Origin of the sequence: Rhodoferax sp., assembly GCF_010365055.1 — a bacterium.
Classification (GTDB): domain Bacteria; phylum Pseudomonadota; class Gammaproteobacteria; order Burkholderiales; family Burkholderiaceae_C; genus Rhodoferax.
In genome coordinates this window covers 1-12,724 of sequence record NZ_JAAFHA010000033.1, presented here as the reverse complement: position 1 = coordinate 12,724, position 12,724 = coordinate 1, and the positions used below count along the sequence as shown (strand labels likewise).

Below are 12,724 nucleotides of genomic sequence, written 5' to 3'. Positions count from 1 at the left end.
CGCAAATGTAGCCGCTCAGGGGTCAGCCGATGTCGCCTTGTGGGATCCGAAGGTCCGGGCGTAGGCGCAGGTGAACTCTGCGCCAATCAGCAGAATCTGAGCTGAGAAGTACACCCAAAGCAGCACCACCACCAGCGAACCGGCCGCGCCGAACCCCGACGCAACACCGCTGCGGCCGATGTAGGCGCCAATCAGAAACTTGCCGCCGGTGAACAACAAGGCCGCAAGCAAAGCGCCGAGCCACACGTCTGCCGCCAGCACGCGCTGGCGCGGCATGACCTTGTAAATCAGGCCGAACATGAACGCCACGAGCAAGAAACCGCCGACGGCGTTCCCAGTCTCCACCACGACCTGCCAGCCACCGAAGACCGGGTCCATACGACGCCCCACGGCAGCCAGCATCGCGCTGGTGACCAGCGACACGATGAGAAGGAAGCCGACCGCGAGGATCATGCCGAAGGCCAGCAGGCGGGCACGCACGAGCGTGAGCCAGCCGCTTTTGCGCAGCCGCCCCGGCACCCGCCAGATCCGGTCGAGCGCGTCCTGCAGTTCGGCAAACACGGTGGTCGCGCCGACGAGAAGGAGCACCAGGCCCACGGCAGTGGCCGTCAGGCCCTAGGAGGGCTCGCGCACGCTGGCCAGCAGATCCTGCACTGCGCCCGCGCCGCGTTCACCCATCAGGTCCTGCAGTTGCGCCTGAATCTCGCCGCGGGCGGCGACTTCGCCGAACACGAACCCGGCCACCGATACCACGATCAGCAGCAGCGGCGCCAACGAGAACATCGTGTAAAAGGCCAGCGCGGCGCCCATGCTCGGCACGTAGTCGTCGAGCCACGCGCTTGCGACCTGCTTGATGAGACCCCACCACGCGGCGGGCAGGTCGGCGAGCATCATAAGACGGCGGCACTACCTGCCGATGCCAGGCGAACTTGGGTGCCCGCGCTGCCTGCTAACATTTCCTCGATGTGATCGAGAGAACCAATCACGGCACGCTTGCCCGTGGCAAGAACGAAGGCGCAGGCCGCCTCCACCTTGGGACCCATCGAACCTGCCGCGAAGTCGTGCGCGGCAAGGGCCTGCGGCGTCACCTTGCCAATGGCACGCTGGTTGGGCTGACCCCAATCGAGATAGACCGCTGCCACATCGGTGGCGATGATCAGGCAGTCAGCATCGAGTTCGCGTGCCAGCAGGCCGCTGCACAGGTCCTTGTCGATCACGGCCTCAATGCCCTGCAGGCTGTGACCATCATCGCCCCTGGCAACCGGAATGCCCCCGCCACCCGCTGCGATGACGAGCGCCCCATGTTCGAGCAGCAAGCGGATGGAACGCAGACCCAGCACACGCAGCGGTTTTGGCGAGGCGACGACACGCCTGAATGCGGTGCCATCCGGCGCGATTGCCCAATGCTTCTCGGCCGCAGCGCGCTCGGCCTCGGCCTGCGTGTACACGGCGCCGATGGGCTTGGTCGGGTGCTCAAAAGCAGGGTCGTTCGGGTCCACCTCGACCCGTGTGAGCAGGGTGGCAACGGCTCTGGACGGCGGCAGCAAGTTGGCAAGTTCCTGCTCAAGCAGATAGCCGATCATGCCGTCGGTCTGCGCGCCCAGCACATCCAGCGGATAGGCCTCCACGCTGGTGTAGGCGGCGGCCTGCAGTGCCAGCAGACCCACCTGCGGCCCGTTGCCGTGTGTCAGCACCAACTCATGCCCAGCAGCCACGCCCGCGATCTGGACGGCTGCACGGCGAATGTTGTCGAGCTGGTTTTCTGCGGTGGGCGGTTCACTGCGCTGCAGCAGCGCGTTACCGCCAAGGGCAACGACGAGTCTCATCATCCGAGTGTGGCCACCAGCACGGCCTTGATGGTGTGCATGCGGTTTTCGGCCTGCGTGAAAACGACGGACGCATCGGATTCAAAAACCTCGTCGGTCACTTCGATCTCGCTGAGGCCATATTTCTCATGCACCTGGCGACCCACCTCGGTATCCAGGTTGTGAAAGGCCGGCAGGCAATGCATGAACTTGGTGCGCGCCTTGCCGGTGGCCTGCATCAATGCCGTCGTGACCTGGTAGGGCAGAAGTTGCGCGATGCGCTGCTTCCAGACCTCTTCGGGCTCGCCCATCGACACCCAGACATCGGTGTAGAGAAAGTCTGCCCCAGCCACGGCTTTCAATGGGTCGGTCTCCAGCGTGATGCGCGCCCCGGTGCTGCGCGCGAGTTCGCGCATCTGCGCCACCAGGTCGGCCGGCGGTTGCAGGTCCTCTGGTGCGGCGATGCGCACGTCCATGCCCATTTGCGTGCCGCCCACCAGCAGCGAGCTGCCCATGTTGAAGCTGGCATCGCCCAGGTAGCAAAAACTCAACTCGTGCAACGGCTTCTCGCCAAACTCCTGCATCGTCAGCAGGTCAGCCAGAATCTGGGTCGGGTGCGCCTCGTCGGTCAGCCCGTTCCAAACCGGCACCTTGGCAAAGCGCGCCAGTTCATCGACCACGCTTTGATGGAAGCCACGGTACTCAATACCGTCGTAGTACCGTCCCAGCACGCGAGCCGTGTCCTTGAGGGACTCTTTATGTCCCAGTTGCGAGCCGACAGCATCCAGGTACGTGACGTGGCCACCCTGGTCGTGCACCGCTACCTCAAAGGCGCAGCGCGTGCGGGTCGAGGGTTTCTCAAAGATCAGCGCAATGTTCTTGCCCTTCAGCTGCGGGTGTTCATTGCCCACCGCCTTGGATCGCTTGAGCTCGGTCGCCAGGTCGAGCAGAAATCGAATGTCGCCAGGGGCGAAGTCCTTGAGCGCCAGCAGGCTGCGGTTGCGAAGGTTGAAGGCCATGGGGAATCCAGTCTTGAGAGTTGTGGATGTTCGGGCGGCACCTAGACGGCGTCACGTTCGATGGGGCAGGACATGCAGTGGCTGCCACCGCGACCGCGGCCCAGTTCAGCGCCTGAGATAACCATCACTTGCACCCCGGCATTGCGCAGCAAGGTGTTGGTATGGGTGTTTCGGGCGTAGGCCACGACCACGCCGGGTGCCAGCGCCAGCAGGTTATTGCCGTCGTCCCACTGCTCGCGCTCCACCGTGTAGGCATCGCCACCGGTGGCGACAGTGCGCAGCTTGGGCACGCCCAGGGCATCTTTCATCACCTCAAGAAAGGGCTGAGTCTCGGTGCGCACATCCAGGCTTCCCGCCAGCTTGCCTGGCCGCAGGCTGTGCACGCGGATGGTGTCCACCAGCTCCGGGAAGTAGGTCACCAGGTCCACATCGCAAAAAGTAAACACGGTGTCCATGTGCATGGCGCCGCGCGACTTGGGAATTTGGGCTGCGAGCACCCGGCTTGCTGCACCGGTTGCGAAAAGTGCGCGAGCGAGCTGACTCACGGCCTGGGGCGAGGTGCGCTCGCCCATGCCGATCAACACGACCCCCCCGCCCAGCGGCATGACATCACCGCCCTCCAGCGTGGCCTGACCGTGATCCTGGTCGGGGTCGCCCCACCACACGGTGGTGTGACCCGCAAAAGCCGGATGAAACCGATAGACCGCTGCGGTCAGCAGCGTCTCCTGCCGGCGCGCCGGCCAATACATGGGGCACAAGGCCACGCCCTCACCGATCCAGCAACTGCTGTCACGCGTAAACAAAGTATTGGGCAGCGGTGGCAACAGGAAGTCGACCTCAGCGGCGTAACGCGCCAACAGCCCCTCTGGCTCGAAAGGCAGCTCGGCACGCGCCAGGCCGCCAATGAGGTGTTCGGCCAGACGGCTCGGCGACAACCCTTCCAGCCAGGGCCGCAACTGCTGCGCCAGTTCCGGGTCGATGAAATTTGGACCGAGTTTGCGCTCAAGCAACCAGTCGCGCGCAGCAGGGTTGCCCATGGTCTCAGCAAGGACCGCCTGCAGTTCGAGCACCTCAACATCACGCTCGCGCATGGCATGGGTGAACGCGTCATGGTCTGCCCGCGCCTGCTCTACCCATAGAACGTCGTCGAACAACAACTCATGACAATTGAGCGGCGTCAAGCGCCTCTGCGCCAGGCCGGGCCGGCATACCAGCACTTTGCGCAGGCGACCAACTTCCGAGTGGATTCCTGCTGACATATGACTACCTCTTTAAAACATGTGTCCGTCTAACCATCATCAGATGCTCAGACGCCCCGTGGCCAGCAGGGCTGCGGCAACCAGCGCCAGCACGACAAGCGCAGCAAGAATGGCCCATTCGCGCCCCTCGAAGGGTTGCTCGCTGCGTTGTCGCTTGGCGATCAGATACACCACGGCACCGGGTGCATACAGCAAGGCGCTCAACAACAAATATTTAAGACCGGCGGCATACAGTAGCCACAGACAGTAAACGGTGGCCAGTGCGGCGATGGGTACATCGCTGCGGTGGTGGCCACCGCGTGTAGCCTGCGCCTCGCCTTCGCCGCGCCACGCCAGCAACAGCCCATAGGCGGCGCTGAACAGGTAAGGCAGAAGAATCATCGCCGTGGACATCGAGATGAGAGTCAGGTACGACGCCTCCGAGAACAGCGTCAGCACCAGGAACAGCTGCACCATGCCGTTGGTCAGCCACAGTGCGTTCGCCGGCACGCCCTTGCTGTTCTGTTTGGCAAGCCAAGCCGGCATCACTCCGCCGTCGGCCGGCGTGAAAAGCGACTCCGCAGCCAGCAGCATCCAGGCCAGAAAGCCACCGCCCACCGACACGATCAGACCGACATAAATCAGCACCGCACCCCACGTGCCCACCGCCGCTTCCAGCACACTCGCCATCGACGGATTCTTCAGACCCGCCAACTCGGGCTGCCCATAGATGCCCAGCGACAGCAGTGACACCGACATCAGCAACATCAGGCAGATCAGGAAACCGATGACCGTGGCCCAGCCAACGTCTTCACGTTTGCGAGCACGGGCCGAATACACGCTGGCCCCCTCGATGCCGATGAAGACCCACACGGTCACGAGCATCGTGCTTTTCACCTGATCAAGCACCGAGCCAAGTTTGGCATCACCCCAGAAATTGAGCCGAAAGGTATCCAACTGGAACGCCATGGCCACCAGGCCGATGAATATCAGTAACGGTACGATCTTGGCCAGCGTGACCACAGCGTTGAGCACGGCAGCGCCTTGAATGCCGCGTAGCACCAGAGCATGAATAAGCCACAGCACCATCGAGGCGCCGATGATGGCTGCGAGCGTGTTGCCCTTGCCAAAAGCAGGGAAGAAGTACCCAAGTGCACCGAATGCGGCCACCAGATAGCCCACATTGCCGATCCAGGCGCTGACCCAATAGCCCCAAGCCGAGTTGAAGCCAACGTATTCGCCTGACAACGCCCGGGCATAGGCGTACACGCCATTGTCCAGTTCGGGCTTGCGCAGCGACAGCATCTGGTAGACGCGCACCAGCAGCAGCATGCCGACACCGGTGACCGTCCAGCCGATCAGAATCGCACCGGCACCGGCGCCGGCGGCCATGTTCTGCGGCAGACCAAAAATACCGCTGCCAATGATTGAGCCCACAACCAGCGCCACCAGCAGGCTTAAGCCAAGTTTGCCGGGCGCTTTTTTTTGCGGCGATGTGGTCTGTTGAGTGTTCATGGCTGGCGTTCTCGTGGTAAGACTAGGGCGTCTCATTCATTCTTGACACCACTCGTTCATAATTTCACACTACTGATGTTGTGACTGTTCGTCTTTGCGAAACCGCAAACGAGTCCCGAAGTCATCAAAAGCGTTTGCAGTTCAGTGACCGCATTCACGCCGACGGTGATCCAACTTTGCGCAAAGCTTCAGCCCTGTGCGGCCGGCGCAGCGGGCACCATTTCAAAGCCGTCGATCACCTGGGCCAGCCGATTGGCAAAGCGGAGTGGGGTCCACTTCAGCTGGCAAATTGCCCCAAAATTGTCTCCGTGTGTCCAAGCTTTGTTCTCCGAAAGGCAGTCAATGAAAATCAAGTCTGAAGATTTCCAGGTCAAGGAAGGTGAAAAAGTCAATCTCAAGAAGTGGCCAACGCTGGTGAAACCCGCCTACAAGTCAAAGAGCGGTTATAAAAAACTCCTCGCCGAACAGGTCGAGGAACTCAGCGACCTGCAGCAATTGCATTACGCATCCAACCGCCATGCCGTGTTGCTGATCTTTCAGGCCATGGACGCCGCCGGCAAGGATGGCGCCATCAAGCATGTGATGTCCGGCATCAACCCCCAGGGATGCCAGGTGTTCAGCTTCCAGCATCCCAGCGCTGAAGAACTGGACCATGATTTTCTGTGGCGCACCACACAGGCCCTGCCGGAACGCGGTCGAATCGGCATCTTCAACCGCTCGTATTACGAAGAGGTGTTGATCGTGCGGGTGCATCCGGAGATATTGCAGGCCGAGCGGCTGCCGGAAGACTTGCATGACGAGAAAACCGTCTGGCAGGAGCGGTATCGCTCCATCGTGGGTCAGGAAAAGCATCTCTTCAACAACGGCACCCGGATCATCAAGTTTTTTCTTCATCTCTCGCAAGAAGAGCAGCGAAAGCGCTTTCTCGATCGCATCGACGAGCCGGAAAAGAACTGGAAATTCAGTCTGGCTGACATCGAAGAGCGCAAATTTTGGCCCCAGTACATGAAGGCCTACGAGGCCTTCCTGAGCGCCACCAGCACCCAAATTGCCCCCTGGTACGTGGTGCCCGCTGATGACAAAGAGAACGCGCGCCTGATCATTTCCAGAATCATTCTCGATACCTTCAAGTCGCTCAACATGCGCTACCCCGAAACCAGCGCCAAGCGCCAGCAGGAATTGCAGTCGATCCGCCACCAATTGATGAAGGACGCCTCTGACAGCCACTGAAGAGGTGCCAGGCCTTGGGGCTGATCAACCAGACGTTTTTTTATTGGCCCGCTCGGCATATTTATTGAAACGCCAGGCGGTGCCGAGCAAGGTGATGCGGCGCCAGACCTGGCGCTTCTCGGCCGGACGCAGCGCCGTCCAGTGCTGCACCTCGGCAAAGCTGCGGCCACAGCCTTTGCATTCTTCATCGCCCTGGCTGGTGGAGCAGATGGCGATGCACGGCGTGTCGGGCGTGCTGTCGTACCAGGCCAGCCAGGCCTGCAGAGCGGCCTGCGGCAAGGCGGACTCATCGACTTCGACCACATGCTGGACCACCATCACGGCATAGACCTCGGCCAGCGCGCGGGTGGGAGTGGCCAGCGCGAAGTCGGCGCCGGCCGGCAGCAGGGCGCGCCAGTGGTTGATGGCGGCTTCGATGTCGGTGATGTGTAGCGCAGCCATGGGGAGCGAATCATAGCGGGGTCAGCGGGTTCTGGCTTGACCCCAGGCGGCACGCGTCATCAAAACCAGCCACAGCAAGACGACGATTTAATGGTTTAATCGGCGCCTGAAGGGGAGTAGCTCCCTGTGGGTGCATCGTCAATACGGCAGGCCGAACGCCTGCCCGGTGCACCCGATGAGGCCGCGTCAAGGACTGTATTTTTCCAGGCCGTGCTGCGCACCATCGAGCAAGACCTTCGCCATGCACGGGCGGTGCAGCGCGCGAAGCTCGGCTCAGACCAGCGTCAGCGCAGTGCACAGCCGGTGTTGACCAACACAAAAATTATCAAGGTTTTGCCATGGAATTATTTTCTGCCGCCTGGTGGTCCGCCCTGCTGGCCATCGTTTTGATCGACCTGGTGCTGGCCGGCGACAACGCCATCGTCATTGCGCTGGCGGCGCGCAATCTGCCGCCTCGGCTCAAGACCAAAGCGATTATGTGGGGCACCGTGGGCGCCATCGTGGTGCGCTCCGTCATGACAGTCGGGGTGGTCTGGTTGCTCAAGATTCCCGGCCTGATGCTGGTCGGCGGCCTGGGGCTGGTGTGGATTGCCTACCGGCTGCTGGCCGAGGACGAGGGCCAGGACCACGACGGCCCGGTCGTCAGCACCTTTTGGGGCGCCATGAAAACCATCATCGTCGCCGATGCGCTGATGGGCGTGGACAACGTGCTGGGCGTGGCCGGTGCCGCGCACGGCGCCTTTGACCTGGTCATCATCGGCCTGCTCATCAGCGTGCCGATTGTGGTTTTTGGCAGCACGGTGGTGCTGAGACTGGTCGAGGGTTTTCCGGCCATCATCCAGATCGGCGCGGCCGTGCTGGCCTTTACCGCCGCCAAGATGATCGTCACCGAGCCGCTGCTGACCAGCCTGTTTGGCAACGCCAGCCAGCCGCTGGAGCCGCTGCAGACGGCGGCGCGCTGGAGTACCTACGGCTTGGTGGTCATCGGTGTACTGGGCGCCGGCTGGTGGCGCCAGCGCCAGGCAATCCCTGGGTCGGCGGCTAAAATCCAGCCGTGACTGACCTACTCTCCGACCCCGACAGCAAGATCGAGCAGCCGCGCCTGTGGCGTGACAACGGCTGGACCGCCCGCGTGATCAAGAACGAGGACGACGACGGCTGGGCTGTGGCCATGATCAAGGACGGCGAACCTGAGCCGGCTTTGATCGGCCCGTGGACCATGGGGCGCGACAAGAAAAACCCGAAACCGCTGGACGGCAATGCGTTCAACACGCTGGTCAAAACCGCCGCCGAGTTTGTACGTCGCCACGAGCAGCAACTGCACGCCACACTGCACCAAAGCATCACCGTCAGCGCCAAAAATGGCCGCGTCACCGTGTCGCTTGACATCGTGCCCGATGACGACAACCCATCGGCCACCTTGACGGCGCAGGACGAGGGCGGGATGGAGTTGGCGCAGCGGCAGGTGTCACCGGGCTACAAGCTGAACCGCGCGAGCGCTACCGCCTGGGCGGACGGCGGCTTCCAGAAGCCCGACTGACAAGACAGCCAAAAAGGCCCGGCTTGAATTGGAAGCATCGTGCCGCATTGATAGCCGTCATGCGTGGCCCGGCGCCGGATGCTATTCTTGGCGCATGAAACTCCTCACCCAATGGCTGCTCAGTGCCGCCGCCCTGCTCGCCGTGGCTTATCTTTACAGCGGGGTTGTCGTCGACAGCTTCGCCGCAGCGCTGATTGCCGCGTTGGTCATTGGCCTCTTCAACATGCTGCTGCGCCCGGTGCTGGTGCTGCTGACGCTGCCGGTGACGGTGATCACGCTCGGGCTCTTCTTGTTTGTCATCAATGCGCTGATGTTTTGGTCGGCCGCGGGCGTGCTGAGCGGCTTTCATGTGCGCGGTTTCGGCGCGGCGCTGCTGGGTTCGCTGATCTACTCGGTGTTTGGCATCGTGATCGATTCAGCGATCGAGCGTCTGTTCCTTAAGTAGCAACTCCACCTGCCGTTGGCGCGTGTCGATGATGGACGCGTCGATGTGGTCGGCCGCGGCCTGACTCGCACTGACGCCCCCGGTCGCCCCTCCTTGACCGCTGGCGCGCTGGCGTGAAAACGCCTGCGCCGCCTTGAAGCGGTCCAGCGCCGCCGCGTAGTCCAGCCGTGCCACCTGGGTTTCAGCGTCCGCGCGCAGGGCGCGCAAGGTCTGGTGCTGCGCGCCCTGCACGCTGGAGAGCAGTTGCCAGGCCTGCGCATCGCGCGGATGCGCCGCCACCCAGGTTTGCAGGCGCAGCGCGACGGCCGCGAGCGCCGCGCCGCCAGTCCCGCTGGCCGCGTCAGCCTGTCCACCGGGGCCCGCTTGCAGGGCGATCTGCGCCGCCAGCAGCAGCTCGGGGCGCCCCGTGGCAGGCGCTTGCCCCGGCGTGCCCGCCTGACTTGTCGCGTTGGCGGGGTTTGACCCCGTGTTCAAGGCCGTTTGCGCACCGCCGGCATCGCCCGCGCGCAGGGCAATTTCAGCTTGCAGCAGCCGCGCCAGCCGCGCCGCGCTGGCGTCACCCGCCACCAAGCCATGCAGGCGCTCCAAGTAGATACGGGCCTGATCAAAATCGCGCAATTGGCTGGCGGCCAGCGCGGCGCCATACCAGACACCGGCCTGCCGCGGCGCCGCCTGGGTGCCCAGACTGGCACTGCCGGCTTCAAACTGCCAGGCCCGCAGCGCATCGACGTCGGTGTTGGACAGCACCCGGGCGCGCGCGGCCACCAGGGCGTGCTCCAGCGTCAGCTCGGCCTTGGCCGACCCTGGTGTGGCCAAGCCCTGGCGTGACTGCATGTCTGCAATGCGCTCGGTGGTGAGCGGGTGGCTGCGCAAATACGGGTAGGCGCCGTTGTCGTTCAGGCGCGAGGCCTGCTGCAGCTTGCCGAACATCGAGACAAAGCCCTGCGCTTCAAAACCAGCCTCGGTCATGACGCCGAATCCGACGCGGTCGGCCTCGCGCTCCATGTCACGCGAGAAGTTGAGCTGGTTTTGCGCCGCCACCGCCTGGCCACCGACGATGAGCGCATTGCCGGCATCGGCACTCTTGCTGGCGGCCAGCGCGCCCAGAATCATGGCGCCGATCATCCAGGGCGCTTGCTGCCCCTGCTTGGCCATCAGGCGCGCGATATGGCGCTGGGTCACGTGGCTGAGCTCGTGCCCCAGCACCGAGGCCAGCTCATCGCGGTTGCTGACCACCGCGATGAGCCCCAGATGCACGCCCAGGTAGCCGCCCGGCAGGGCAAAGGCGTTGACCGTGCGATCGCGCCCCAGCATGATCTCCCAGGCAAAGCGTTGGCTGAGTTCCGGCGACAGATCGCCCCGCTTGCGCGCCGCCGCCAACAGCGGCTCCCAGATGCCCTGCACGTATTCGGCCAGCACCGGGTCGTCCAGGTAGTCCGGGTCGCGGTAGAGCTCACGCGCGATGCGGTCGCCCAGGCCACGCTCGTCGCTGCTGCTCAAGTCGCTGGTGTCGCCCAGCGTCGGCATCTGGGCGGCCAAGGACTGGGCCTGCGCCGGGCCGATGTTGGCAACACACAATGCTGCCAAAACAATAGCTGACAATCCCCTATTTACGGGGGCTATAGCTCTATTTTGTTTAAAATTTTTTGTCAAAATGATTACCGTCGCTGTGAGTTCCAGTGGGCCGCAGGGTCGTGACAAGATGGCATGGTACGACGCTCAAGGCCGGGCAGATCGCGCCAGCCCTCGGATGCCGGCGCGTGCATCGTATGATGCGCGGCCGATATGAAGGTTCTGTCAAGTTGGCACCCGCCGCTCATTTATAACTGTAACTAATTCCATCCATGAACGCTCTCACTCATTTTGACGCCCAGGGCCAAGCCCACATGGTGGATGTGGCCGGCAAGGCCGCGACCCACCGCATCGGCATCGCCGGCGGCCGCATTGAGATGCTGCCCGCCACGCTTGCCATCATTGAGGCCGGCACGGCGAAAAAAGGCGACGTGCTGGCCATTGCGCGCATTGCCGGCATCATGGCGGCCAAGAAGACCAGCGAGTTGATCCCCTTGTGCCACCCGCTGGCGCTGACCCACGTCGCGGTTGATTTTGACGTCAAGCAGGCCGATGACACCGGGGCCGCCAGCGTCTTCTGCAGAGCAACGGTGGAGACCGTGGGCGCCACCGGCGTCGAGATGGAGGCGCTCACCGCCGTGCAGGTGGCGCTGCTGACCATTTACGATATGTGCAAGGCGGTGGACCGCGGCATGCTCATTACCGACTGCAAGCTGTTGGAAAAGCACGGCGGCAAGTCGGGCAGCTTTGTCAACGGCACGTAGGGGGTTGACGTAGAGGGGATTTTCTGCCTCTCTTGAAACTTCGGCACGACTAAAGTGCACTCGCTTGCGCGAAGACTCTGTATCAGTTGTCCGCTGGCTTGAGTGTGGTCAGCCCAAGGCTTTCCCAGTCCTGCATACCGCCGCGATACCACAGAATTTTGTGCGCCGGATAGCCAATTTTCAGTAGGCCCTTGATCGTGGTCGGCGACTGGCCGCACCAGGAGCCGTTGCAGAACAAAACCAGTGTCTTGGCCTTGTCGAAATCGAGGAAACCATCGCGCCGTCTGACGCCCAGTTGGTTTTCCAGAATGTCCTGCACGGCGACCGTGTCCGATTTGCCGATGTCAAGCGTATCCCACGGGATGTTCACGACTCCGGGGATGACGCCTTTTTCCACCCAGGCCCCGGTGCGCGAGTCGATGACCAGCATGGACGTGTCGCCGTCGCTGGTCTTCTTCAAAAAGTGCAACACTTCGAGTTCGGCGATTGTTTTCACGCCAGGCGCCAGTTCACTGGGCTGGATGCAAAATGGCGGGCATTTGCGCGCCGTCTTGGCATATTCCGGATTGATGGCATTGTCCGGATTCTGATTGCGCATGATCGTCACCAAGCGGCCCTGGTGCATGACGTCAACCGACGCCAGATCGCCGCTGATGTTGACTTCCAAAGCCGGGGTCGTGGCCGACGCAGCGGGGGGTGGCTTGCTCTTCATGGCTGCAGGCTCGCGCTGACCCGATGCAGAAGTGCCAGGACTTCCTTGCCAATGGCATCCACTTGCGGTTTGTCAACCAGGCCCAGCACGGCCTCGGGGTCCATGAACGCTACCGTGATGGCGCCATCGGTTTCTTCACGCACCACCACGTTGCATGGCAGCAGCAGACCGATATCAGGATCGGCCTCGATCGCGCGGTGGGCGAGCGGCGGGTTACACGCGCCGAGAATGCGATACGGCAGGCGGTCTATGTTGAGCTTGGTTTTCAACGTCGCCCTGACATCAATGTCGGTGAGCACGCCGAACCCTTCCTTTTTCAGTGCCTCGGTGACCTGCGCCACAGCGGTATCAAACGGGACCTTCAATTGAATGCTGAATCCGTACATAAATCGACTCCTTTAAATGGGTGAAACCATCGCTTGGATTGAACGGGGCGCTTGGGC

13 protein-coding genes and 1 pseudogene are annotated in these 12,724 nt (G+C 62.6%); 5 read left to right on the top strand and 9 right to left on the bottom strand.

Annotated features, from left to right (window positions below; translation table 11 throughout):
• Nucleotides 1-15: 15 nt before the first annotated feature.
• The 5 genes and pseudogenes from GZ093_RS09565 to arcD form a co-directional block, all read right to left on the bottom strand.
• Nucleotides 16-891 (bottom strand): annotated as a pseudogene (locus GZ093_RS09565) (YihY/virulence factor BrkB family protein).
• Complete coding sequence (gene arcC, locus GZ093_RS09560; RefSeq protein WP_296485303.1) at nucleotides 891-1,826, bottom strand: carbamate kinase; 936 nt, start codon at nucleotides 1,824-1,826, stop codon at nucleotides 891-893. Before arcC ends, GZ093_RS09565 begins: the two are co-directional and overlap by 1 nt.
• Nucleotides 1,826-2,824, bottom strand: coding sequence for an ornithine carbamoyltransferase (argF, locus tag GZ093_RS09555; RefSeq protein ID WP_296485302.1), 999 nt, complete (start codon nucleotides 2,822-2,824; stop codon nucleotides 1,826-1,828). The genes arcC and argF overlap by 1 nt, the downstream gene beginning before the upstream one ends.
• A 41-nt stretch (nucleotides 2,825-2,865) precedes the next feature.
• Nucleotides 2,866-4,083, bottom strand: a complete 1,218-nt coding sequence (gene arcA, locus GZ093_RS09550) for an arginine deiminase (protein ID WP_296485301.1) — start codon at nucleotides 4,081-4,083, stop codon at nucleotides 2,866-2,868.
• 39 nt (nucleotides 4,084-4,122) lie between these two features.
• Nucleotides 4,123-5,577 (bottom strand): arginine-ornithine antiporter, encoded by a 1,455-nt coding sequence (gene arcD, locus GZ093_RS09545; protein ID WP_296485299.1) that lies wholly within the window; start codon nucleotides 5,575-5,577, stop codon nucleotides 4,123-4,125.
• A gap of 342 nt (nucleotides 5,578-5,919) precedes the next feature.
• On the opposite strand from arcD, the gene GZ093_RS09540 reads away from it, so the two are divergent.
• Nucleotides 5,920-6,807 (top strand): ADP-polyphosphate phosphotransferase, encoded by an 888-nt coding sequence (locus GZ093_RS09540; protein WP_296485297.1) that lies wholly within the window; start codon nucleotides 5,920-5,922, stop codon nucleotides 6,805-6,807.
• 24 nt (nucleotides 6,808-6,831) lie between these two features.
• Here the strand turns inward: GZ093_RS09540 and GZ093_RS09535 are convergent, their stop codons facing one another.
• Nucleotides 6,832-7,248: a DUF3717 domain-containing protein gene (locus GZ093_RS09535; protein ID WP_296485295.1), complete on the bottom strand. Its 417-nt coding sequence runs from the start codon at nucleotides 7,246-7,248 to the stop codon at nucleotides 6,832-6,834.
• A gap of 338 nt (nucleotides 7,249-7,586) precedes the next feature.
• Between GZ093_RS09535 and GZ093_RS09530 the strand changes: the two genes are divergently transcribed.
• The 3 genes from GZ093_RS09530 (at nucleotide 7,587) to GZ093_RS09520 (ending at nucleotide 9,233) form a co-directional block, all read left to right on the top strand.
• Nucleotides 7,587-8,306, top strand: coding sequence for a TerC family protein (locus GZ093_RS09530; protein WP_296485293.1), 720 nt, complete (start codon nucleotides 7,587-7,589; stop codon nucleotides 8,304-8,306).
• Nucleotides 8,303-8,788: a hypothetical protein gene (locus GZ093_RS09525; RefSeq protein WP_296485291.1), complete on the top strand. Its 486-nt coding sequence runs from the start codon at nucleotides 8,303-8,305 to the stop codon at nucleotides 8,786-8,788. Before GZ093_RS09530 ends, GZ093_RS09525 begins: the two co-directional genes overlap by 4 nt.
• A 94-nt stretch (nucleotides 8,789-8,882) precedes the next feature.
• Complete coding sequence (locus tag GZ093_RS09520; RefSeq protein ID WP_296485289.1) at nucleotides 8,883-9,233, top strand: phage holin family protein; 351 nt, start codon at nucleotides 8,883-8,885, stop codon at nucleotides 9,231-9,233.
• Here GZ093_RS09520 and GZ093_RS09515 read toward each other — a convergent pair.
• Complete coding sequence (locus GZ093_RS09515) at nucleotides 9,204-10,760, bottom strand: M48 family metalloprotease (protein WP_296485351.1); 1,557 nt, start codon at nucleotides 10,758-10,760, stop codon at nucleotides 9,204-9,206. The two genes, GZ093_RS09520 and GZ093_RS09515, sit on opposite strands and share 30 nt — an antisense overlap.
• 317 nt (nucleotides 10,761-11,077) lie before the next feature.
• Here GZ093_RS09515 and moaC point away from each other — a divergent pair, with 317 nt between their 5' ends.
• The gene (gene moaC, locus GZ093_RS09510) at nucleotides 11,078-11,569 is read left to right on the top strand and encodes a cyclic pyranopterin monophosphate synthase MoaC (protein WP_296485287.1); all 492 of its coding nucleotides are present in this window, start codon (nucleotides 11,078-11,080) and stop codon (nucleotides 11,567-11,569) included.
• A gap of 82 nt (nucleotides 11,570-11,651) precedes the next feature.
• Here the strand turns inward: moaC and GZ093_RS09505 are convergent, their stop codons facing one another.
• Nucleotides 11,652-12,281 carry a rhodanese-like domain-containing protein gene (locus GZ093_RS09505; RefSeq protein WP_296485285.1) on the bottom strand — a complete coding sequence of 210 codons (630 nt, stop codon included), beginning with the start codon at nucleotides 12,279-12,281 and terminating at the stop codon, nucleotides 11,652-11,654.
• A complete protein-coding gene (locus GZ093_RS09500) occupies nucleotides 12,278-12,667 on the bottom strand; it encodes a DUF302 domain-containing protein (RefSeq protein ID WP_296485284.1) in 390 nt (129 codons plus the stop codon). The genes GZ093_RS09505 and GZ093_RS09500 overlap by 4 nt, the downstream gene beginning before the upstream one ends.
• Nucleotides 12,668-12,724: the final 57 nt, after the last annotated feature.

Bases quoted from the DNA above. Each gene is read 5' to 3' on its own strand.
- arcC (WP_296485303.1), bottom strand. From the start codon at position 1,826: ATGAGACTCGTCGTTGCCCTTGGCGGTAACGCGCTGCTGCAGCGCAGT.
- argF (WP_296485302.1), bottom strand. From the start codon at position 2,824: ATGGCCTTCAACCTTCGCAACCGCAGCCTGCTGGCGCTCAAGGACTTC.
- arcA (WP_296485301.1), bottom strand. From the start codon at position 4,083: ATGTCAGCAGGAATCCACTCGGAAGTTGGTCGCCTGCGCAAAGTGCTG.
- arcD (WP_296485299.1), bottom strand. From the start codon at position 5,577: ATGAACACTCAACAGACCACATCGCCGCAAAAAAAAGCGCCCGGCAAA.
- GZ093_RS09540 (WP_296485297.1), top strand. From the start codon at position 5,920: ATGAAAATCAAGTCTGAAGATTTCCAGGTCAAGGAAGGTGAAAAAGTC.
- GZ093_RS09535 (WP_296485295.1), bottom strand. From the start codon at position 7,248: ATGGCTGCGCTACACATCACCGACATCGAAGCCGCCATCAACCACTGG.
- GZ093_RS09530 (WP_296485293.1), top strand. From the start codon at position 7,587: ATGGAATTATTTTCTGCCGCCTGGTGGTCCGCCCTGCTGGCCATCGTT.
- GZ093_RS09520 (WP_296485289.1), top strand. From the start codon at position 8,883: ATGAAACTCCTCACCCAATGGCTGCTCAGTGCCGCCGCCCTGCTCGCC.
- GZ093_RS09515 (WP_296485351.1), bottom strand. From the start codon at position 10,760: ATGCCGACGCTGGGCGACACCAGCGACTTGAGCAGCAGCGACGAGCGT.
- moaC (WP_296485287.1), top strand. From the start codon at position 11,078: ATGAACGCTCTCACTCATTTTGACGCCCAGGGCCAAGCCCACATGGTG.
- GZ093_RS09505 (WP_296485285.1), bottom strand. From the start codon at position 12,281: ATGAAGAGCAAGCCACCCCCCGCTGCGTCGGCCACGACCCCGGCTTTG.
- GZ093_RS09500 (WP_296485284.1), bottom strand. From the start codon at position 12,667: ATGTACGGATTCAGCATTCAATTGAAGGTCCCGTTTGATACCGCTGTG.